The 23,165-nt window shown below is 63.2% G+C and carries 10 protein-coding genes; 6 read left to right on the forward strand and 4 right to left on the reverse strand.

What is annotated here, in order from left to right; translation table 11 throughout:
* Positions 1-17: 17 nt before the first annotated feature.
* On the reverse strand, positions 18-13,019 hold the full coding sequence (locus ACKJSM_RS07245) for a non-ribosomal peptide synthetase (RefSeq protein ID WP_410237088.1): 13,002 nt from the start codon (positions 13,017-13,019) through the stop codon (positions 18-20).
* Positions 13,020-13,398: 379 nt separating this feature from the next.
* On the opposite strand from ACKJSM_RS07245, the gene ACKJSM_RS07250 reads away from it, so the two are divergent.
* Entirely contained in the window at positions 13,399-13,953 is a 555-nt protein-coding gene (locus tag ACKJSM_RS07250) for an RNA polymerase factor sigma-70 (protein WP_236182656.1), read from the forward strand.
* 70 nt (positions 13,954-14,023) lie between these two features.
* On the opposite strand, the gene ACKJSM_RS07255 is transcribed toward ACKJSM_RS07250, so the two are convergent.
* The 3 genes from ACKJSM_RS07255 to ACKJSM_RS07265 form a co-directional block, all read right to left on the reverse strand.
* Positions 14,024-15,037: a GNAT family N-acetyltransferase gene (locus ACKJSM_RS07255; RefSeq protein ID WP_410237089.1), complete on the reverse strand. Its 1,014-nt coding sequence runs from the start codon at positions 15,035-15,037 to the stop codon at positions 14,024-14,026.
* An 87-nt stretch (positions 15,038-15,124) separates the two neighbouring features.
* Complete coding sequence (locus tag ACKJSM_RS07260; RefSeq protein WP_236182654.1) at positions 15,125-15,922, reverse strand: substrate-binding periplasmic protein; 798 nt, start codon at positions 15,920-15,922, stop codon at positions 15,125-15,127.
* Between the two features lie 91 nt (positions 15,923-16,013).
* The gene (locus ACKJSM_RS07265; protein WP_236182653.1) at positions 16,014-16,637 is read right to left on the reverse strand and encodes a TetR/AcrR family transcriptional regulator; all 624 of its coding nucleotides are present in this window, start codon (positions 16,635-16,637) and stop codon (positions 16,014-16,016) included.
* Positions 16,638-16,831: 194 nt separating this feature from the next.
* Here ACKJSM_RS07265 and ACKJSM_RS07270 point away from each other — a divergent pair, with 194 nt between their 5' ends.
* The 5 genes from ACKJSM_RS07270 to ACKJSM_RS07290 are packed head-to-tail and all read left to right on the forward strand — an operon-like array spanning position 16,832 to position 23,105.
* Entirely contained in the window at positions 16,832-18,622 is a 1,791-nt protein-coding gene (locus tag ACKJSM_RS07270) for an acyclic terpene utilization AtuA family protein (RefSeq protein WP_410237090.1), read from the forward strand.
* 12 nt (positions 18,623-18,634) lie between these two features.
* Positions 18,635-19,504 (forward strand): SDR family oxidoreductase, encoded by an 870-nt coding sequence (locus ACKJSM_RS07275; protein WP_236178099.1) that lies wholly within the window; start codon positions 18,635-18,637, stop codon positions 19,502-19,504.
* Positions 19,505-19,507: 3 nt separating this feature from the next.
* Entirely contained in the window at positions 19,508-21,124 is a 1,617-nt protein-coding gene (atuC, locus tag ACKJSM_RS07280) for a geranyl-CoA carboxylase subunit beta (RefSeq protein WP_410237091.1), read from the forward strand.
* 29 nt (positions 21,125-21,153) lie between these two features.
* On the forward strand, positions 21,154-22,311 hold the full coding sequence (gene atuD / locus ACKJSM_RS07285; RefSeq protein WP_007908685.1) for a citronellyl-CoA dehydrogenase: 1,158 nt from the start codon (positions 21,154-21,156) through the stop codon (positions 22,309-22,311).
* Positions 22,308-23,105 carry an enoyl-CoA hydratase/isomerase family protein gene (locus tag ACKJSM_RS07290; protein WP_236178096.1) on the forward strand — a complete coding sequence of 266 codons (798 nt, stop codon included), beginning with the start codon at positions 22,308-22,310 and terminating at the stop codon, positions 23,103-23,105. Before atuD ends, ACKJSM_RS07290 begins: the two co-directional genes overlap by 4 nt.
* The last annotated feature ends 60 nt before the right edge of the window (positions 23,106-23,165 follow it).

Below are 23,165 nucleotides of genomic sequence, written 5' to 3' on the forward strand. Positions count from 1 at the left end.
TTGTCGCGGGCTGTGCTTTACAGCCCCTCCAGCTCCGCCATCAGATCATTCAACCGATCAACCTTCTCCTCGGTAATGTCACTGGCCGCCAGTCCTTCGATGTACCCGGCCAGTTCCTCCACCGTGCTGCACTCGAACATCGCTCGCAGCGGCACGTCCCGCTGCAGGGCTTTCTGCACCCGCGAGGCGATCTGCGTGGCGAGCAGCGAATGGCCGCCGAGTTCGAAGAAGTTGTCGCGGACCCCGACCTTCTCGACCTTCAGCACCTCGGCCCAGATATCGGCCAGGGTCTGCTCCAGCTCGCTGCGCGGCGCCAGGTAGTCCTGGCTCTGCAACTGGCCAATCTCCAGCGCCGGCAAGGCCTTGCGGTCGAGTTTGCCGTTGGCGTTGAGCGGCAACCGGTCGAGCCACAACCAGTGCAGCGGCACCATGTATTCCGGCAGTTCGGCGCGCAGGCGCTGCTTGATTCGCTCCAGGCGTTCACTCTGATTCAGTGCAGAATCTGCGGCGACCAGATAGCCGACCAGATGCTTGCCATTGACCCCTTCCTGCACGCCGACGGCGCCGTCACGGACTTCCGGTTGTTCATGCAGACGCGCCTCGATTTCACCCAGCTCGATCCGGTAACCGCGGATCTTCACCTGATGGTCAACCCGGCCGACGTACTCCAGCACGCCGTCACTGCGACGGCGCGCCAGGTCACCGGTGCGATACAGCCGCTCACCCGGCGCGCCGAACGGATTGGGCACGAACACCGGCGCGGTGCGCAGCGGATCGCTGACATAACCGCGACCGACACCGGTGCCGGCGACGCACAACTCGCCCACCGCACCCAACGGCACCAGATCCAGCGCGCCATCCAGCAGATAGAGCAAGTTGTTGTCGGTCGGCGTACCGATCGGCAGGTAACTGCCGCGAGTCGAGGCCTGGTCGACGCGGAAGAACGCCACGTCGTCCGAGCACTCCGCCGGGCCATAGGCGTTGACCAGACCGATGTCCGGATAACGCAGCAGCCATTGGTGCGCCAGTTCCGGCGGCATTGCTTCACCGGTCGGCAACATCCAGCGCAGACCGTCGAGGCTCAGGCGATCCGAGGCGAGCATGCCCTGAATCAACGACGGCACGCTCTCCAGCACGGTGATGCCCTGCTGCTGCACATGCACCAGCAAGCCTTGCGGATCGTGGGCGATGGTGTTCGGCACGATGTCCACCCGCGCCCCGAACAGCGGCGCGGCGAGGAACTGCCAGACCGAGATGTCGAAGCTTTGCGAAGCGGTCTGGGCGATCACATCGGCGTCGCACAGGTTCAGGTACGGCACCTTGCTCAACTGGTTGTTGAGCATGCCGCGCTGCTCGACCATCACGCCTTTGGGCAACCCGGTGGAACCCGAGGTGTAGATCACGTAGGCGAGGTTGTCCGGGGCGCTGAAGATACCCGGATTCGTCGACGACACCGCGCCCGCCTGAACCTCCTCCCACACCAGCAAGCGTGGGCGGTTGGCACAGCTGAATTCATCCAGCAAGGTCGTGGCCTGTTCACGGCAAGCCTCGGTGCACACGAGCACCGGCGTGCGGCTGAGCTCGATGATGCGTTGCAGACGCTGGCTCGGCAGGCCCGGATCCAGCGGCAGGTAACCGGCACCGGCCTTGAAGCTGCCGATGATCATGCCCAGCAGATCAAGGTTACGTTCGCCCAGCAGCGCCACCGGTTGATCCCTCTGCACCCCGGCCGCGACCAGTGCATGACCGAGACGGTTGGCGTTCTGGTTCAACTCGGCATAGCTCAACTGCTGATCGAGGCAACTGGCGGCGATGCGTTGCGGATGCGCGGCGACCTGCACTTCGAACAGCTCGACGTAGCTCTGCTCCAGCGGATAGTCGTGCTCACTCTGGTTGCAACCGTGGAGCAGGAAGTCCTGCTCATCAAAGCCCAGCAGCGGCAGGTCGGCCATGTCGCCATGGAAACCCTCGACCAGCGCCAGCAACAGACGCTTGAACTCGCCGAGCATGCGCTCGATGGTCGACTCGTCGAAGTAGCGCTGGTCGTAAGACAGGTGCAGCCCCAGGTCATCCCCCGGATAGCACACAGCAGTCAGCGGGAAGTTGGTGTGAGTACGGCCCGAGTCCGAGGTCGCGTTGAGGCTCTGCGCACGGTCCAGCACGGAAACTTCCACCGGGGCGTTTTCGAACACGAACAGGCTGTCGAACAGCGGCTGGCCTTTCGGCAGTTCGCTCTGTTCCTGAATGTTCACCAGCGGCAGGTATTCGTACTCGCGCAGCTGCATGTTGCTGTCGAGCAGAGCGCTCAACCACTGGCGCACGCTGACACGCTGATCGTCGTCCGGAATCCGCACCCGCAGCGCGATGCTGTTGATGAACAAACCGACAGTGCGTTGCATCTGCGGCATCTCCACCGGACGACCGGCCACGGTCACGCCGAACAGCACGTCGTGATCACCGCTCAAGCGCCGCAGCACCAGCGCCCACGCCGCCTGGGCGAAGGTGTTGATGGTCAGTTGATGAGCCTGGGCCAGTTCGCGCAGGCGGGCGCCGTCCTCGACATTCAGTCGGGTGTAGCGGTCACCGACGATCATGCCGCCACTTTCGCCGGCGTGTTCACGCAGGAACGGACGGTCGCTCGGGATCGGCGTGGTGCGCTCGAAGCCTTGCAGGTTCTGCTGCCACCACTGGCGCGCTTCGGCCAGACTCTGACGTTGCAGCCAGCCGATGTAATCGCGGTAGCGTGGCGGCACTGCCAGTTGCGCTTCGCGACCTTCGCCCAGCGCGGTGTAGATCTCGAAGAAATCATTCATCAGCAACGAGCGGCACCAGGCATCGATCAGGATGTGGTGGTTGCTCATCATGAACCAGTAACGCGCCGCGCCGACCTTGATCAGGCGCAGGTGGAACGGTGCCTGATTGAGCAGATCGAACCCGGCCTCGCGTTCGGCCTTGAGCAGCGCTTGCAGTTTCGGCTCCTGCTCGGTTTCGGCGATGGCGCTCCAGTCCAGGTACTCGATCGGCGTACGACCCGGTGTGTGGATCACTTGCAGCATGTCTTCGCCGACGTTCCAGCAGAACGACGCACGCAGCGCTTCATGACGGGCGACCACCGCTTGCCACGCCTGGGCGAAACGCTCGGGGTCGAGTTCGCTGTTGATGCGGTAACGATCCTGCATGTAGTACAGACCGGTGCCCGGCTCAAGCAAGGTGTGCAGCAGCATGCCTTCCTGCATCGGCGTCAGCGGGTACACGTCTTCGATGTGCGCCGCCGGCACCGGCAGTGCGTCGAGTTGCGCCTGGGTCAGTTTCGCCAGCGGGAAGTCCGACGGCGTCAGACCGCCGGCCTCGTCCTGCAGGCAATGTTCGATCAGGCTCTGCAACTCGCCGACGTAGGCATCGGCCAGCTCGTTGATGGTCTGCGCGTCGTAGCGTTCGGCGCTGAAGGTCCAGCGCAGCAGCAGTTCCCCGCCGTACACCTGACTGTCGACGCTCAACTCGTTCGGCAGCGGTGCGTGCGGATCGTGGGCGGCTCCGACCGATTCATCCAGCGGACGGAACAGCGCATCGCTGCCGAAGCTTTGGTCGAACTGGCCAAGGTAGTTGAAGGTGATCGGCGCGTTCAGCAACGCTGCCATGCTCTGCCGGCTGACGTCATCGGCCAGATAACGCAGCACGCCATAACCGAGGCCTTTGTGCGGCACGGCGCGCAGTTGCTCCTTGATCGCCTTAATCGAAGCGCCCTGCCCCGCGGTCTCTTCGACGTTGTGCGGGGTCAGGCGCAGCGGGTAAGCGCTGGTGAACCAGCCGACGGTGCGGGTCAGGTCAATCTCGTCGAACAGGGTTTCGCGGCCGTGGCCTTCCAGTTGAATCAGCGCCGACGGCTGACCGCTCCAGCGGCACAGCACGCGGGCCAGCGCGGTCAGCAACAGGTCGTTGACCTGCGTGCGGTAAGCACTCGGTACCTGTTGCAGCAGTTGCTGGGTGCGCTCGGCATCCAGACGCACGCTGACGGTTTGCGCATGCCGGTTCTCGCGACCGCCCTCGGGACGTTCGCACGGCAAATCGGCATTCGGGCCGGCCAGTTGCGCCTGCCACCAGCTCAACTCTTCACGCAGGGATTCGCTGCCGGCGTAGGCCTGCAAGCGCGCTGCCCAGTCCTTGAAGGCGCTGGTTTTCGCCGGCAGTTTCACCGACTGATCGGCGTCGAGCTGGCGATACACGGTTTGCAGATCATCCAGCAGCACGCGCCACGACACACCGTCGACCACCAGGTGATGAATCGCGATGAACAGCCGTTGCTGAGCGTCCGGCCCATCGACCAAAACTGCACGCAACAGCGGACCCTGGGCAAGGTCGAGGCTGCGCTGGGCATCGGCGAACAGTGCGGCGCACTTGTCCATTGACGGCACGCGGACTTGCCACAGCACGGCGGCATCGGTGACCGGTTGATGGGTTGCCAGCCATTCGCCGTTGACCTCGCTGAAGCGCAGACGCAGGGCGTCATGCTGCTCAATCACTGCCAACAGTGCTCGCTCCAGACAATGCGGTTCCAGCGCCACCGTCGGCTCCAGCAGCAACGCCTGGTTCCAGTGCTGACGCTCGGCAATTTCGGTGTCGAAGAACCAGTGCTGGATCGGCGTCAGACGCGATTCGCCGGACACCAGACCTTGCTCGGCGGTCACGGTTTCACTGCGGCTGGCAACAGCGGCCAGGGTCTGCACGGTCTGGTGCTGGAACAGGTCGCGCGGGCTGAAGTGAATGCCTTGCTGGCGCGCGCGGCTGACCACTTGAATCGACAGAATCGAGTCGCCGCCCAGTTCGAAGAAGTTGTCGTTCAGACCGACCTGCTCGACGTTGAGCACCTCGCACCAGATCTGCGCCAGGGTCTGTTCCAGCTCGTTGCTCGGCGCCACGTAATCCTGACGATTGAGCTCCGGATCCGGCGCCGGCAAGGCGCGGCGGTCGAGCTTGCCGTTGGCAGTCAGCGGCATGCTCGCCAGCAGAATCAGATGGGTCGGCACCATGTAGTCCGGCAATTGCGCCTTCAGGTGCGCCTTCAGGGCTTCGCGCAGTCCGGCCTGCTCGGCTTCGCTTCGCGAAGCGACCTCGGTCACGAGATAGCCGACCAGTTGCTTGCCGCTCGGCGCATCCAGCGCCAGCACCACCGCTTCGCGGATCGAGTCGTGCTCGAGCAGGCGGGTTTCGATCTCGCCCAGCTCGATCCGGAAACCACGGATCTTCACCTGATGGTCGATCCGTCCCAGGTATTCCACCAGACCGTCGGCGCGCTGGCGCACCAGGTCGCCGGTGCGGTACATGCGCCCGCCATCGGCAGCAAACGGGTCGGCGACAAAGCGTTCGGCGGTGATGCCCGCACGCTCGTGATAACCCAGCGCCAGGCCGGCACCGCCGACGAATAATTCACCGGTCGCGCCTTGCGGCACCAGCGCCAGATCGGCGTCGAGAATGTAGGCCACGCGATCACCGATCACGCTGCCGATCGGCACACTGCCGGCGCCCTCCGCCAACACTTCAGGCGCCAGACTGGCCAGCGGCATGACCACGGTTTCGGTCGGGCCATAGGCGTTGAAGAACAGGCTCGGTTTGAACGCCGCGCGAATCCGTTGCAGGTGCTCGCCGGTCAGTGCTTCGCCACCGGTGATGATCATCCGCACCGGCAGGCTGTCGTTTTGTGTCGCGAGAAACTGCGCCAACTGGCTGCCGTAGCTCGGGGTGAAACCGAGAATATTGATCCGATGTTCGCGGATCAGCCCGCAGATTTGTTCCGCGTCCCACTGACCCTGCGCACGCAGCACCACCTGCGCACCGCTGAGCAGCGGCACCAGCAGACGCTCGGTGGCGGCGTCGAAGTTGATCGAATAAAAGTGCAGTTCGCAGTCGTCCGGGCGCATGCCGAAGCGTTCGATCACAGCCTGACAGTGCATGGCAATTTCACCATGGGACACCACCACACCTTTCGGCTTGCCGGTGGAACCCGAGGTGTAAATCAGATACGCCTGATGCTGCGGCAGGCTGATGAATGGCAGCTCGGTTGCCGGGTAATCGGCCAGCGCCGCGCTGTCATCTTCCAGGCACCAGCGCGCCACGTTCGACGGCAGTTCGCCGAGTGCCTTGAACATCGCCCGGTCGCTGAGCAGCAGGCCGACGCCGCTGTCTTCGATCATGTAATGCAGACGGTCGAGCGGGTATTCCGGGTCCAGCGGCACGTAGGCGCCGCCGGCCTTGAGGATCGCCAGCAGGCCAACGACCATTTCCAGCGAACGCTCCAGCGCCAGACCGACCCGCACTTGCGGGCCGACACCGCGTTCACGCAGGGCCCAGGCCAGACGATTGGCGCGGACATCGAGTTCGGCGTAGCTCAGAGTCTGCCCGGCAAAGGTCAGGGCCGGCGCATCTTTACGCGCCAGCGCCTGCTCGGCGAACAGGTGATGGATGCACTGATCAAGACGACGCTCGCCCGGCTCGACACCGAGGCTGTCGAGCAATTGCTGTTGTTCCGGTGCATCGAGCAGCGGCAGTTCGCTGAGACGCTGCTGCGGGTCGGCGATCAGCGCTTCCAGCAGGTTGCGCCAATGTTTGGCCATGCGCGCAATCGTCGGCTCGTCGAACAGATCGGTGCTGTAAGTCAGGCAGCAACCGAGGCGATGGTCGAGGTCGGTGACTTCCAGGTTGAGGTCGAACTTGGTCGCCCGCGCATCGTTGGCCAGGTACTCGACGGTCATCCCGGCGAGCCTGCGGCTCTGCTGGAATTCCCAGCGCTGCACGTTGCACATCACCTGAAACAGTGGGTTGTACGCGGCACTGCGCGGAGGCTGCAGGGCTTCAACCAGATGGTCGAACGGCAGGTCCTGATGGGACTGGCCTTCGATCACGGTGTGGCGCACCTGCTCGAACAATTCGCCGACCGACATCTGGCCGTCGAGCTGGCAACGCAGCACTTGAGTGTTAAGGAACGCACCGATCAGGCCTTCGCTTTCCGGGCGGATACGGTTGGCCACCGGCGCGCCGATGCGCAGATCGGTCTGGCCGCTGTAGCGGTAAAGCAAGGTCGCGAGGGCGGCGGTCATGGTCATGAACAGGGTCAGACCGTTCTGCGCGTTGAACGCCCGAACCCGTGCGGCGAGATCGTCGCTCAGGTCGAAACGGAACAGTTCTCCCTGATGACTTTGCACCGGTGGACGCGGACGGTCGCCCGGCAATTCCAGCAGCGGATGTTCGCGGCCCAGTTGCGCGGTCCAGTAGTCGAGCTGACGCTGACGCTCGCCGGACTCCAGCCAGTGGCGCTGCCACACGCTGTAGTCGAGGTATTGCACCGGCAGCGGCTCCAGCGGCGATTCACGGTCGTCGACAAATGCTTCGTACAGCGCGCTGAGTTCCCGGGCAAAAATGTCCATCGCCCAGCCTTCGGTGACGATGTGGTGCAGGGTCAGAACAAAGTAATGCTCCTGCTCGGCGGTCTTGACCAGGCAGGCGCGCAGCAGCGGGCCGGTCTCCAGATCGAACGGCAGGTGCGCTTCGTCGTCAGCCAGTTGCTGGACGTTCTGCTCGCGCACATCGGCGGCGAACTTCGAGAAGTCCTTCCAGTCCATGCGCACGCCGGTCTCGGCATGCACCTGCTGACGGGCCACGCCATCGATACTCGGGAACGTGGTGCGCAGGGTTTCGTGACGCAGGATCAGCGCTTGCAGCGCCGCTTCGAAACGCCCGACATCCAGCACGCCACGCAGGCGCGCCATGCCGCCGACGTTGTACGCCGGGCTGTCGGGTTCCATCTGCCAGAGGAACCACATGCGTTGTTGGGAATAGGACAGCGGCACCGGTTGGCTGCGATCAACCTTGTCGATCGGCGGCTGTTGGTTGGTGCGGCCGCTGGCCTGGATCTGGCGGATCTGCTCGGCGAAATCACCGAGTTCGCTGTGCTCGAACAAGGCGCGCAACGGCAGTTCGACGTCACAGGCCTGCCGGGTGCGGGAGATGATTTGCGTGGCCAGCAGCGAATGGCCGCCGAGGGCGAAGAAGTCGTCGCGCAGGCCGACTTGTTTCAGGCCCAGCACTTCGCGCCAGATCGCGGCGATCTGTTGTTCCAGCTCGGTGACCGGCTCGACGTGTTCACGCACCTGCCATTGCGGCTCGGGCAAGGCGCGGCGGTCGAGTTTGCCGCTCGGGCTCAGGGGCATAGCGTCCAGGCGCATCAGTTGCGCCGGGACCATGTATTCCGGCAGCTCGGCAGCCAGTGCGGTTTTCAGGCGAGCGATTTGCGCGTCCTGATCTTCATTGGCGTCGGTGGCAGTGAAGTAGCCGATCAGTTGCGGACCGGCGCCGGTTTCACGCACCAGCACGGCGACCTGGGCTACGCCGTCCTGGGCCAGCAGACGGGCTTCGATCTCTTGCGGCTCGACGCGGAAGCCACGCAGTTTGACCTGCTGATCGAGACGGCCGAGGTATTCGATCACACCCTCGTCGGTCCAGCGCGCACGGTCACCGGTGCGGTACAGACGCGCGCCCTGCTCGCCCAGCGGGTCGACCACGAAACGCTCGGCCGTCAGCGCCGGACGGCCGAGGTAGCCACGGGCCAGGCCGATGCCGCTGATGCACAGCTCACCCGGCACACCGGCCGGCACAGGATTGAGATCGCTGTCGAGCACGCGGCAAACGACGTTGCCCAGCGGACGGCCAATCGGCGAATGCTCGCCATCCGCCACGGAGCAGTGCCAGTGGGTGACGTTGATCGCGGTTTCGGTCGGGCCATAACGGTTGTGCAGTTGCACCGCCGGCAGTTGCGCCAGCACGCGGTTGCGCAATTCCGCCGGCAGCGCTTCACCGCCGGAGAACACCCGACGCAGGCGGGTGCATTCGGCGCTCAAGGGTTCGTCGATAAACAGCGAAAGCAGCGGCGGCACGAAGTGCAGCGTGGTCACGCCGTACTGTTGCACCAGCTGCGCGATGCGATGCGGATCGCGATGCTCGCCGGGGCCGGCGATCAGCAGGCGCGCACCGGTGATCAGCGGCCAGAAGCATTCCCACACCGACACGTCGAAACTGATCGGCGCCTTTTGCATCAGCACGTCGGTGTCGTTCAGGCGATAAGTGTTTTGCATCCATTGCAGACGTTCGGCCAACGCCGCATGCGTGTTGCCCACGCCTTTCGGCTGGCCGGTGGAACCGGAGGTGTAAATCACGTAGGCGAGGTTGTCGCCGTGCAGGTGCAGACCCGGCGCCTGGCTCGGCCAGTTCTCCAGGTGCAGGGTGTCCATGGCGATCACGCTGACGCCTTCGCTGGCCGGCAAGCGGTCAAGCAATGCAGTCTGGGTCAGCAGCAGTCCGACGCCGCTGTCGCTGAGCATGTAAGCCAGACGATCAGCCGGGTAATCCGGGTCCAGCGGCACGTAGGCGCCACCGGCCTTGATGATCGCCAGCAGGCCGATCAGCAGTTGCGGCGAACGCTCGGCGGCGATGGCCACGCACACATCCGGGCCGACGCCCTTGTCGCGCAGGTAATGGGCCAGACGGTTGGCCTGGGCGTGCAGTTCGGCGAAATCGAGGTTGCCGCCGTCCCACACCAGCGCGGTGCGATCAGGCGTCTGCCGTGCCTGTTCATTCAGCAATTGCGGCAGCCATTGTTGCGCCGGGGTGCACGGGGCGATGCTCCATTCGCTTTGCTGCGTGTTCTCGGCAGCGGTCAGCAGTTGCAGCTCGCCGATGGTTTGTTCCGGACGTTCGCAGACTGCACGCAACAGGTTGCTGAAATGCTCGGCCAGACGCTCGATGGTCGCAGCGTCGAACAGCTCATCGGCATAGTCGAAGGACAGCGTCAGACGCCCGTTGCGGTCTTCTTCACTGTGCAGTTGCAGATCGAACTTGGCCTCGCGGCTGTGCCACGGCAGTTCTTCGGCGAGCAGGCCCGGCAGACGTTTGAGCGCACTCAAGTCGCGCTGCTGGTGGTTGAACATCACCTGAAACAGGCCTTGTTCGCGGGCCTGCGGGAAAGCTTCGAGCAGTTGTTCGAACGGCAGGTCCTGATTCGCCTGAGCGCCAAGTGCCGCCTGACGGGTTTGCGCCAGCAGTTCGGTGAACGGCAGTCGCGAATCGACGTCGGCACGCAGCACCTGGGTGTTGATGAAGAAGCCGATCAGGCCCTGGGTTTCCAGGCGCGGACGGTTGGCGTTGGGTACGCCGATGCGGATGTCGCGCTGACCGCTGTAGCGATGCAGCAGGCTCTGGAACGCCGAGAGCAACAGCATGAATGGCGTGGATTGATGGGCTTGGGCGGTCTGGCGAATGGCGTCGCTGAGGCTGATTCCCAGGCGAACGCTGTGGCGTGCGGCGCTGTGCTTTTGCTTGGCAGCGCGTGGATGATCGGTCGCCAGCTCCAGAGTCGGATGCTCATCCCCCAGTTGCGCTTTCCAGTACGCCAATTGCCGCTCGCCTTCGCCTTGCGCCAGCCATTGGCGCTGCCAGCTGCCGTAGTCGGCGTATTGGCTTGGCAGCGCTGCGAGTTCGGTGCGCTGGCCTTGGGACGCGGCGGCGTAAAGACGCGAGAACTCGTCGATCAGCACGTTCTGCGACCAGCCGTCGGCGATGATGTGGTGCATCGTCACCAGCAACTGGTGATCCTCGTCATCGAGGCGAACCAGCGTCACCCATAGCAGCGGGCCTTGCTCCAGGTCGAACTGAGTGCGGGCTTCGTCTTCACGGATCTGTTGTGCGCGGGCTTCCCGTTCGCGGGCCGGCAGGTCGCTGATGTCGATCAGTTGCAGGTTGAACTCGCCCGCCGCCTCGACCTGTTGCAGGGCCACGCCGTCGCGTTCGAAGAAGCGCGTGCGCAGGGATTCGTGGCGCTCGATCAGTTGCTGGAAACTGACGCGCAGAGCGTCCTGGTCCAGTTCGCCACGCAGGCGCAGGGCACCGGGAATGTTGTAGGCGCTGCTGTGCGGATCGAGTTGCCAGGTGATCCACAAGCGGTTTTGCGCCAGCGATTGCGGCAGTGCTTCGTTGCGCGACAACACAGTGATTTCGCCCTGGGCGCTGCCGCCGTCCTCTTGCTGTTGTGCAACAGCGGTGGCGAATGCGGACAGGGTCGGTGCTTCGAACAGCAGGCGCAGGTTCAGCTCCAGGCTCAGCGCTTCGCGGACCTTGGCAATCACTTGGGCGGCGGCGATCGAGTTGCCGCCGAGCAGGAAGAAGTGATCGTCGGCGTTGACTTGCTTGACGTTGAGTTGCTCGGCCCAGATGTTGCCGATCAACGCTTCCAGTTCCGAGGCGGACGCCGTCGAGTCCTGAGCGGGTTCTGCGGTGGCCGACGGAAACACCGCGTAGCTGTCGAGGCTGCCGTCGGCCAGACGATTGCGGCAGGCCGAACGTTGCAGTTTGCCGCTGGAAGTCTTCGGCAATGCACCCGGATTGAGCAGCACCACCACGCTCGGTGCTTCCTGATAAGCCTCGGCCACCGCTTGGCGGATGGCTTTGATCAATGCCTCGGGCGGGAGGATTTTCTGCACGCTGCGGCTGATTTCCGCCGCGATGCCGATGCCTTCTTCGCCATGCTGATGGACCGCGAACGCCGCAACGCGGCCCTTGCGCACCACCTCCACTTCGTTCTCGACCGTCTTTTCGAGATCCTGCGGGTAGAGGTTGTGACCGCGCACGATCAGCATGTCTTTCAGGCGACCGGTGATAAACAGTTCACCGTCGCGAATAAAGCCCAGGTCACCGGTGCGCAGCCAGGTCTGGCCGGCATGCTCGACGAAGGTCCTGGCGCTGGCCTCGGGGTTGCGCCAGTAGCCGAGGGCGATGCTCGGGCCGGCGGCCCAGACCTCACCCACGGCGTTGTCGGCCAGTTCTTCAAGCGTGTTCGGCTCAACGATCAGCACCGCATGTTCCGGTTGGCTGATGCCGCAGCTCATGATCGAGCTGCCCTCGCCCGGCTCGGCGCGGTTTTGCGCCAGGGCCTGATCGTCGACGCGCAGTGCGGGAATGCCTGTGCCGCGCGGTGTGCCGGCGACGAACAGGGTCGCTTCGGCCAGACCGTAGGACGCCATGAAACTGCTTTCGCTGAAACCGCACGCGGTGAATTTCTCGGCGAAGCGCTCGAGGGTGTCGAGGCGAATCGGTTCGGAACCGGAATAGGCGACGCGCCAACGGCTCAGGTCAAGACGCTCCAGCGCCGATTCGCTGACCCGCTCGCTGCACAGACGATAAGCGAAGTCCGGCCCGCCGCTGATGGTGCCGCCGTACTGGCTGATCGCTTCGAGCCAGCGCAACGGCCGGCCGAGGAAATACGCCGGCGACATCAGAATGCACGGCACGCCACTGAAGATCGGTTGCAGCAGACCGCCGATCAGGCCCATGTCGTGGTACAGCGGCAGCCAGCTGACGATCACGTCGTCGGGGTTTACGTCGATACCGAAACCGTGGCGGATCAGCAGTTCGTTGGCCACCAGATTGCCGTGGCTGACCTGCACGCCCTTGGGCAGCGCGGTGGAGCCGGAGGTGTATTGCAGGAAGGCGATGTGGTCTGGCGGCAGGGCCGGCTCGACCCAGCGTTCGGCCAGCGCAGCGTCGAGGGTATCGACGCACAACAGCGGCGGCGCGCTGTCGATTTGCTGCAAGGCCTCGCGCAGATCGGCGCTGGTCAGCAGCAGACGCGGCTCGGCGTCGGCGATGATCGACAGCAGGCGTTCCTGATGGTGACGCTTGGCCGATTCCGGCGGATAGGCCGGCACCGCGATCACGCCTGCGTACAGGCAACCGAAGAACGCTGCGACGTAATCCGGGCCGCTGGGAAACAGCAATACCGCGCGATCACCGAATCCGGCCTCGGCCTGCAACGCGGCGGCAATGGTGCGCGCGCGTTGATCGAGTTCGCGATAACTGAGCACCACAGCCTGTTCCTCGGTTTCGGCGAGAAAGCGCAAGGCCAGCCGATCCGGCGTCAGGGCCGCGCGGCGCTGAAGGGCTTGGACCAGGGTGCTGGGGAGTTCGAACGCGTCGGTCATGAGGTTTCCTGCCTGAATTCGGCTTACTGGTGGAATCGGGTTGGCGGCGGCATGCCCGTGCAAGGCATGCGGGACACGGTCTTCGCCGACCGTGCAAGGCACTGGAATGCTGCAGATCCGGGCCTGCGCGCCCGGATCCATTCACCAATGAGAACGGATGGCGTCTTGAAATAATTAGTCGGCAGGCTGGATCGCCAACAGGGCTGGGTGCTTGGGCAAGTGCGGCAGCGTGTCGCAGTTCTCAGATCGCACTGTTATGGATCATTAGTTCTCTTTCTCAATTGACAATCATTATCATTCAACATAATTTGTCGCTCGATGTGTAGGACGACCCGCCCCTCAGGCGTCCCACTAACCTATTGGCAGCAAGGTGATTTCCATGACGGAACAAGTATCCACAAGCAGGTGCGATTCACCGCTACTTCAGGCATTCGTCGACAATCGACTGATTCTGGTCAAGATTGCAGCCCGCATTACCGGCTGCCGGTCACGCGCCGAAGACGTGGTGCAGGATGCGTTCTTCCGACTGCAATCGGCACCGCCGATCACGTCGTCGATCAAGGCCCAGCTGAGTTATCTGTTCCAGATCGTGCGCAACCTGGCGATCGATCACTACCGCAAACAGGCGCTGGAGCAGAAGTACGCCGGCCCCGAGGAGGAAGGGTTGAACGTGGTCATTCAGGGCGCTTCGCCGGAAACCTCACACATCAACTTCTCGACCCTGGAACACATTGCCGATGCGCTGACCGAGCTGCCCAGCCGCACCCGCTATGCGTTCGAGATGTACCGCCTGCACGGCGTGCCGCAGAAGGACATCGCCAAGGAACTCGGCGTTTCGCCGACCCTGGTCAACTTCATGATTCGCGATGCGCTGGTGCATTGCCGCAAGGTGTCCGGCAGCCGCGCCGATGCGGTGACCGCGAACCGTCGCTGAGCCAAAGCAGCGCAAAAAAAGATCGCAGCCTTCGTTGAAGGGCTGCGATCTTTTTTGTTTCAGCGAGAAATCACACCAGTTTGCAGCGATCAAAAAACCGCTCGCGCCCCAGGATCATCAGCGCCGCGCGCTTGTGCGGGAAGTCGAATTCCTTTTCGCAGTGGAAGCACTGGTTGTGCATGTGGCCGATCATCTTCGCGTTGTCGGCACGCGGTTCGGCGACGACACGCTGAGTGCGCGGATCATCCAGAAACAGGTAGTGCACCAGCGCCGACAGCCAGCTCGCCACTTTGTGCGGGCCGCGATGATTTTCTTCCCCGACCAGCATGTGAATGCCGCGATCGTAATTGTCGGCGTCATAGAACGGCGCGATGCGATCTTCCTTGGCCCAATAGGCTTCGAAATAGGCGAACGGCTGGTCGTCGAAACAACCGATCAACGTCAGCGTATGCGGATCGGCGTCGAGTTTGCTCAGGTACTCGCGATGCTGTTCGAGGCTGCCCTCTTCCTGCCAGAAACTGGCGACTCGCGGACTGTTCTGCCAGCGATTGAAGCGCGTCAGATCCTGCTCGATCTCCACCGTTCGCAAAGAAATCCAAGCACCGAGACGCGCATCGAAACGCCGATAAACCTCGCCACGCGGTTTGACCGGTCGCAGCGGATGACGCTTGCCGTTGCTGATGACCATCTGCTGCGGATAACTGCCCGTCAGCGAAGTGCCCAGCCACGGTTGCGGCAGTTGCCAGAACAGCGTGCGTTCACAGCAATATTCACCCGCCACTTCAGTGGCCACCAACAAACCGCTGAGCAAGGCTTCGGTTGGCGATTGATCCAGTTGCCAGATCAATTGCTGACACGCCGGATCACGGGCAAACAGCCAATAACAGGCCGCCCACAGCGCCTGACCGGGTGGCAGCGCATAGCGTTCATCGATCTGGATCGGCCCCCGGCCTTCACGATCGAGGCGCAGGCGAATCAGCGGTTGCCCGTCCAGGCTCAGGCTCAGACGGCTTTCGGTGGCATCGGCTACCAGTTGGCTGCCCGAAGGCAGGGCCAGGGCAGTCAGGTCATTCAGATTGGACATGGGTCGGGCTCACGATAATCGTCGACAGTTCAACGATGGGACGTGAGCCGGAGCGGGAAATTTAGGCCGGACGCGAAAAACCGCCGATCACTGATGCGGCACTGGCAACACGGCAATCTTGTACGGATCGAAGATCTTCAGCATCTGCCCATTGTCGCGCAGCCCTTGCAGCAGCTTGCCGAACGCTTCGCCGGTGATCGGTGCCTTCGGACTGAGAATCGCGTAATGGTGGTAGATCTGGTCGATGCGTTGCGACACCAGCAACTCGTCGCGCACCTTTTCGTTGCGCAGCAGGTAATCAAACAGATACGAACGGGTCACCAACGCAACGTCCGCTCGCCCGCGCAAGACCATCAACAGGTTGCTGTCGTGGGAATAGGTCAGCGTGGCGCTGTAGGTTTCAGCGAGGTACTTGGGATCGGCATTGAAATTGGCGAATTCGTAGTGATAGCCGCTGTACAGCGCCAGCCGTTTACCCTTGAGATCGGCGAAGTAATTCTGCTGGCGACCGGGCTTGTTCTGCGCGACGAAAATTTCTGCGTCCTCAAGCCCCATATCGACGGTGGTGTGGGGAATGTCTTTCCAGCCCCACTCCGGGTTTTCGAAGATCGCCATGTCGGTGCGGCCATCCTTGAAATCGCCGAACCGGCGAGGAATCGAGGTGGGCACCAGTTCGAAACGATAGTCGCTCTGGGCGCTGTTCAAGGCCGCGACGAGTTCCGGCAGCAGACCGGTGTCCGCGCCGTTTTCCGGGCGAATGGTGTAAGGCGGAAAATGCGCCGCGCCTACCCGAATCACTTGCGCTGCCGGAGCAGGCAATACCCATAATGCAGCCAGCGCTGCGAGCATCAGCCCGGCGGCCGTCCGAATTGGCGAAGACTTCAAAACACCCCACTCCCCGAAAAAATACCAATCATTGCATTCAAGCTAGGCGGTTTCGCCAAGTTAGCCAGTTTCCCGACCCGATAGAAAGCGCCTAGCGCTCTTCGAGCACCAGAATCAGCGCCTCTTCGGCCAGTTGATCCAGGCTCAGGCTACCGCCGGCACGGAACCAGGTGGTGGTCCAGGACAGCGCGCCCGTGAGAAAACGTCGGGTAATGAACACGTCGCCCCGGATGAACCCCGCCTCCTTGGCCTCGCCCAGCACTTGCAGCCAGAGGTCTTCGTAGATGTCCCGCAGCGCCAGCACTTTGGCCTGACCGTCCTCGGACAGCGAGCGCCATTCATACACCAGCACCGCCATCGCCTCGCCACTGCCGCCCATGATCGACTGCAATTCGCAGCGGATCAGCGCCAGCACCCGCTCGCGCACATCGGCCGCGTCAGCCAGGGCCGCACGCATCAGCGCGGTGTTATAGCGGATGGTTTCTTCCATCACTGCGCGCAGGATTTCATCCTTGCTCTTGAAGTGATGAAAGATGCTGCCGGACTGGATGCCCACGGCACCGGCCAGATCGCGCACCGTGGTGCGCTCGTAGCCCTTGTTGCGGAACAGGTGGGCCGCCACTTGCAGCAATTTGCCGCGAGCGCTGTCCGGATCGGTCAACTGGCCGGCATCGACCAGTTCACGCATGACCTTCAGGGCTTTTTGCTCGTCCACCCGTTCTCTCCTACAGTCGATCAGTCAAATGCACCGTACGCCGCAGAAACGGCGGGGTTGCGCCGGCAATTTAAGCCGCTGGCGGTGACCAAGCAAGCGCTTGGGCAGAAGATAATTCCGGGCGTTTACAAACCAAGCGCTTGCTTGGTAGTCTCGACGCACTTCTGTCACAGGTTCCTGAGTCGGAGATCAAAATGCCCACCACGGTTCGCATCGGATGCGCCAGCGCATTCTGGGGAGACACCTCGACCGCCGCCGCGCAGCTTGTGGCCGCAGGACAGCTGGATTATCTGGTCTTCGACTACCTGGCCGAAATAACCATGTCGATCATGGCCGGCGCGCGCATGAAGGATGCGCAGGCCGGATTTGCCGCAGACTTCATCGAAGTCCTCACGCCTCTGTTGCCACAACTGGCCGAACAAAACATTCGCGTCATCAGCAATGCCGGCGGGGTCAATCCCAAGGCCTGCGCCGCCGCCCTGCAAGCAGCCTGCGACAAGGCCGGCGTATCGCTGAAAATCGCCGTGCTGTCGGGCGATGACCTGCAACCCCACTTCAAACAACTCGCCACCCAGGGCATCACCGAAATGTTCAGCGGCGCCCCGCTGCCTCCGATGTGCGTGTCGACCAACGCCTACCTCGGCGCCCCGGGCATCGTCGAAGCCCTGCGCCTGGGGGCCGACATCGTCATCACTGGCCGGGTGGTCGACAGCGCCGTGGTCAGCGCAGCCCTGGTGCATGAATTCGGCTGGTCCTGGCACGACTACGACAAACTCGCACAAGCCGCCCTGGCCGGGCACATCATCGAATGTGGCGCGCAGTGCACCGGCGGTAACTTCACCGACTGGCGCGACGTACCGGACTACGAACACATCGGTTTCCCGATCGTCGAGGTCAACGCCGATGGTCAGTTCATCGTCAGCAAACCCGAAGGCTCCGGCGGACTGGTCACGCCGCTGACCGTTGGCGAACAGATGCTCTACGAAATCGGCGATCCGCAGGCTTATCTGTTGCCCGATGTGGTCTGCGATTTCAGTCAGGTCAAACTCCAGCAACAAGGCAAGAACGCCGTGCGGGTCCACGGCGCCAAAGGCTTGCCACCCAGCGGCCAATACAAGGTCAGCGCCACGTATCCGGACGGTTTCCGTTGCACCGCCAGTTGCCTGATCGCCGGCATCGATGCCGTGGAAAAAGCCCGGCGCGTCAGTCAGGCGATCCTCGACAAAACCTCGGAAATGCTCGAACACAATGGCTTGGGACCGTACACCGAAACCGATGTCGAACTGCTCGGCAGCGAAGCCACCTACGGCCCTCACGGCCAGCGCCGCGACAGCCGTGAAGTGGTGATCAAGCTCGCCGTGCGCCACCCGAGCAAACAGGCGCTGATCCTGTTTTCCCGGGAGATCGCCCAGGCCGCGACCGGCATGGCGCCGGGGCTGACCGGTATCGTCGGCGGACGGCCGACGGTGTATCCGCTGATCCGGCTGTTCTCGTTCCTGATCGACAAAAGCGCCTGCACATTGCAGATCGACATCGCTGGCGAATCTCATCCGTTCGCCCTGCCCGCCCCCGCCCCCCTCGACAGTCAGGATCTGCCCCTGCCCCACGAAACGCCCAAATCTCAGGGCCGCGCCGACGCGAGCGTGCCATTGGTCAAACTGGCGGTGGCGCGCTCCGGCGACAAGGGCAATCACAGCAACATCGGCGTCATGCCGCGCCGTCCTGAATACCTGCCGTGGATCGCCGAGGCGCTGACCCCGGCCGTGGTCGTGGATTGGATGAGCCATGTCCTCGACCCGATACACGGCCGGGTCGAACGCTGGTATCTGCCGGGCACCCACAGCCTCAACTTCCTGCTGGAAAACGCCCTCGGTGGCGGCGGCGTGGCGAGCCTGCGCATCGATCCGCAAGGCAAGGCCTTCGCCCAGCAACTGCTGGAAATCCAGATCCCGGTGCCGCAGAGCATCGCCGAACAGTTCGACTAGAGGATTGGCACCATGGCGTTCGAATCGATTTTCAGGGCTGACCTGTTCAGTGGTCAGACGGTCATCGTCACCGGGGGCGGCAGCGGCATCGGACGTTGCACCGCCCATGAACTGGCGGCGCTCGGGGCCACCGTGGTGCTGGTCGGGCGCAAGCCGGAAAAGCTGCAAACCGTCGCTGCCGAGATTGCCGAGGACGGCGGTCGAGCGCACTGGAAGGCCTGCGACATTCGTGACGAAGAAGCGGTGAAAGCGCTGGTCAGCGAACTGATCCGCGAACACGGACCGATCCACGGGCTGGTCAACAATGCCGGCGGCCAGTACCCCTCGCCCTTGGCCTCGATCAATCAGAAAGGTTTCGAAACCGTGCTGCGCACCAATCTGGTCGGCGGTTTCCTGATGGCCCGGGAAGTGTTCAACCAGTCGATGAGCAAACACGGCGGCAGCATCGTCAACATGCTCGCCGACATGTGGGGCGGCATGCCCGGCATGGGCCACTCCGGCGCCGCGCGTTCGGGCATGGACAACTTCACCAAGACCGCAGCGTTCGAATGGGGTTACGCCGGGGTGCGGGTGAATGCGGTAGCGCCGGGCTGGATCGCCTCCAGCGGCATGGACACTTACGAAGGCGCGTTCAAGGCGGTCATCCCGACCTTGCGCGAACACGTGCCGCTCAAGCGTATCGGCACCGAATCGGAAGTCAGCGCGGCGATCGTGTTTCTGCTCAGCCCCGCAGCCGCGTTCATCAGCGGCAGCACCTTGCGCATCGACGGCGCGGCCAGTCTGGGCAGTCGCGCCTGGCCGTTGCACAAGGCAACACACAGCGAATCCTTCAACGGTTTTCACCGGGCCTACATGCCGGATGTCTTGAAGGACAAGGAGTAAGCCATGCCGGTCATTCAATCCCGACTCGACCCGCACAGCGAAGCCTTCGCCCGCAACCGCGCAGCGATGCTCGCCGCCATCGAGCACGTTCAGCAGCTCGAACAGAACCTGCTGAACAAGGCCGCCGAAGCCAAACCGAAATTCGAAAAGCGCGGACAATTGCTGCCCCGTGAACGCCTGAATCTGTTGCTCGACCCTGGCGCGCCGTTCCTCGAACTGGCGAGCCTGGCCGGCTACAAACTGCACGACGACAAGGACGGCAGTTCGGCCGGTGGCGGCTTGATCGCCGGCATCGGTTACGTGTCCGGCGTGCGCGCCTTGATCGTGGCGAACAACAGCGCGATCAAGGGCGGAACGATTTCCCCGACGGGTCTGAAAAAATCCCTGCGCCTGCAACAGATCGCCCAGGAAAACAAACTGCCGGTGATCACCCTCGCCGAAAGCGGCGGCGCCAACCTCAATTACGCGGCAGACATTTTCGTCGAAGGCGCACGCAGCTTTGCCAATCAGGCTCGGATGTCGGCCATGGGCCTGCCGCAGATCACCGTGGTGCACGGCTCGGCCACCGCCGGCGGCGCCTATCAGCCGGGGTTGTCGGATTACGTGGTGGTGGTGCGCGGCAAGGCCAAGCTGTTTCTTGCCGGCCCGCCGTTGCTTAAAGCGGCGACCGGTGAAGTGGCCACCGACGAAGAACTGGGCGGTGCCGAGATGCACGCGCAAGTCGCCGGCACCGCCGAATACCTGGCCGAAAACGATGCCGACGGCGTGCGTCAGGTGCGGGAAATCGTCAGCCTGCTGAACTGGAACGAGCAATTGCCGTGGCTGCCCGAAGCGCCATTCAAGGAGCCGCTGTACCCCATCGACGAATTGCTGGGGCTGATCCCGGACGATCCGAAAAAACCCTACGACGTGCGCGAAATCATTGCGCGAATCGCCGATGAATCGCGCTTCCTGGAGTTCAAGGGCGAGTTCGATCAGCAGACCGTTTGCGGCCACCTGAAGATTCAGGGTCGCGCCTGCGGCTTCATCGGCAACAACGGCCCGATCACGCCCAATGGTGCGAGCAAGGCGGCGCAGTTCATTCAACTGTGCGACCAGAGCCAGACGCCGCTGCTGTTTTTCCACAACACCACCGGCTTCATGGTCGGCACCGAATCGGAACAGCACGGCGTGATCAAGCACGGCTCGAAACTGATCCAGGCCGTGGCCAATGCACGGGTGCCGAAACTGACGATCGTGGTGGGCGGCTCCTACGGCGCGGGCAACTACGCAATGTGCGGACGCGGGCTCGATCCGCGCTTCATCTTCGCCTGGCCCAACAGCCGCACGGCGGTGATGGGCGGCGCCCAGGCCGGCAAGGTGTTGCGCATCGTCACCGAAGCCAAGCAGCTCAAGGACGGTTTGGTGCCCGATCCGAAAATGCTCGACATGCTGGAGCAGGTCACCGCGCAGAAACTCGACAGCCAGTCCACCGCCCTCTACGGCAGCGCCAACCTGTGGGACGACGGGCTGATCGATCCGCGCGACACCCGCACCTTGCTCGGGTACTTGCTGGACATCTGCCACGAAGCCGACGTGCGCACGCTGCAACCCAACAGCTTCGGCGTCAGCCGGTTCTGACCGCCACGGATTAAAGGAGAACAATAAAAATGATCTTCACCCCGGAACACGAAGCGCTGCGCCGTACCGTCCGCCAGTTCGTCGAGCACGAGATCAACCCCCACGTCGATGAATGGGAAAAGGCCGGGCGCTTTCCGATCCACGAGATTTTCCGCAAGGCCGGCGACCTCGGTCTGCTGGGGATTTCCAAACCGGAAAAATTCGGCGGCATGGGCCTGGATTACAGCTATTCGATCGTCGCGGCCGAAGAGTTCGGCACTATCCACTGCGGCGGCATTCCGATGTCGATCGGCGTGCAGACCGACATGTGCACCCCGGCCCTCGCCCGTTTCGGCTCCGATGAATTGCGCGAAGAGTTCCTGCGCCCGGCGATCACCGGCGAGCAGGTGGGCTGCATCGGCGTCTCGGAAGTCGGCGCCGGCTCCGATGTCGCCGGACTCAAGACCACCGCGCGCAAGGATGGCGACGACTATGTGATCAACGGCAGCAAGATGTGGATCACCAACTCGCCAAGCGCCGACTTCATCTGCCTGCTGGCCAACACCTCGGACGACAAGCCGCATATCAACAAATCGCTGATCATGGTGCCGATGAACACGCCGGGCATCAGCCTCAGTTCGCACCTCGACAAGCTCGGCATGCGCAGCTCGGAAACCGCCCAGGTGTTTTTCGACAACGTGCGCGTGCCCCAGCGCAATCGCATCGGCCACGAAGGCGCCGGGTTCATGATGCAGATGCTGCAGTTCCAGGAGGAACGCCTGTTCGGTGCGGCCAACATGATCAAGGGCCTGGAATACTGCGTCGACAGCACCATCGAGTACTGCAAGGAGCGCAAGACCTTTGGCAATGCGCTGATCGACAATCAGGTGATCCACTTCCGCCTCGCCGAATTGCAGACCGAAATCGAATGCCTGCGGGCGCTGGTCTATCAGGCCACCGAGCAATACGTCAAAGGTCAGGACGTCACCCGACTGGCCTCGATGGCCAAGCTCAAGGCCGGGCGCCTCGGTCGTGAAGTCAGCGACAGTTGCCTGCAATATTGGGGCGGCATGGGCTTCATGTGGGACAACCCGGTGGCCCGCGCCTACCGCGACGTGCGGCTGGTGTCGATTGGCGGCGGTGCCGACGAAATCATGCTGGGGATCATCTGCAAACTGATGGGCATCCTGCCGGGGAAAAAGAAATGAGCGCCCTGCCTGATTGCCAGACGCTGCTGCTGGAACGGCACAACGGCGTGTTGCACATCACCCTCAATCGCCCGGAAAGCCGCAACGCCATGAGCCTGCAAATGGTCGCCGAGTTGCGTGCCGTGCTGGCCAGCGGGCGCGATGACCGCAGCCTTCGCGCACTGGTGCTCAGCGGTGCCGGCGGACATTTCTGCGCCGGCGGTGACATCAAGGACATGGCCAACGCCCGCGCTCAGGGCAGTGATGCCTATCGCGACCTGAACCGAGCGTTCGGGTCGCTGCTGGAAGAAGCGCAGCACGCGCCGCAAGTGCTGATCACGGTGTTGCAGGGCGCGGTGCTCGGGGGCGGCTTTGGCCTGACCTGTGTCAGCGATATCGCCATCGCCGACCATCAAGCGCAATTCGGTTTGCCGGAAACCAGCCTCGGCTTGCTGCCGGCGCAGATCGCGCCGTTCGTAGTACAGCGTATCGGCCTGACCGAGACCCGACGCCTGGCCCTGACCGCCGCCCGCTTCGACGGCCATCAGGCCCGGCGTCTGGGGTTGGTGCATTTTGTCGAGCAGGATCCGCAGGCGCTCGCCGAGCGGCTGGATGAAGTGCTCGACCATGTCCTGTGCTGCGCGCCCGAAGCGAATGCCATGACCAAAAAACTGCTGCTGGCCAGCGCCGGCCAACCGTCGAGTGAGTTGCTGGACGAAGCGGCGCAGTGGTTCAGCGAAGCCGTGACCGGCGCCGAAGGGATCGAAGGCACGATGGCGTTTGTGCAGAAGCGCAAACCCGGATGGAGCACGTGACCCTGCGGGAGCGAGCTTGCTCGCGATAAGGCCCTTCAATCCACCGCCACATTCAGGAAA

The sequence above is a fragment of the Pseudomonas sp. PHC1 genome (assembly GCF_046487845.1).
Taxonomy (GTDB): domain Bacteria; phylum Pseudomonadota; class Gammaproteobacteria; order Pseudomonadales; family Pseudomonadaceae; genus Aquipseudomonas; species Aquipseudomonas sputi.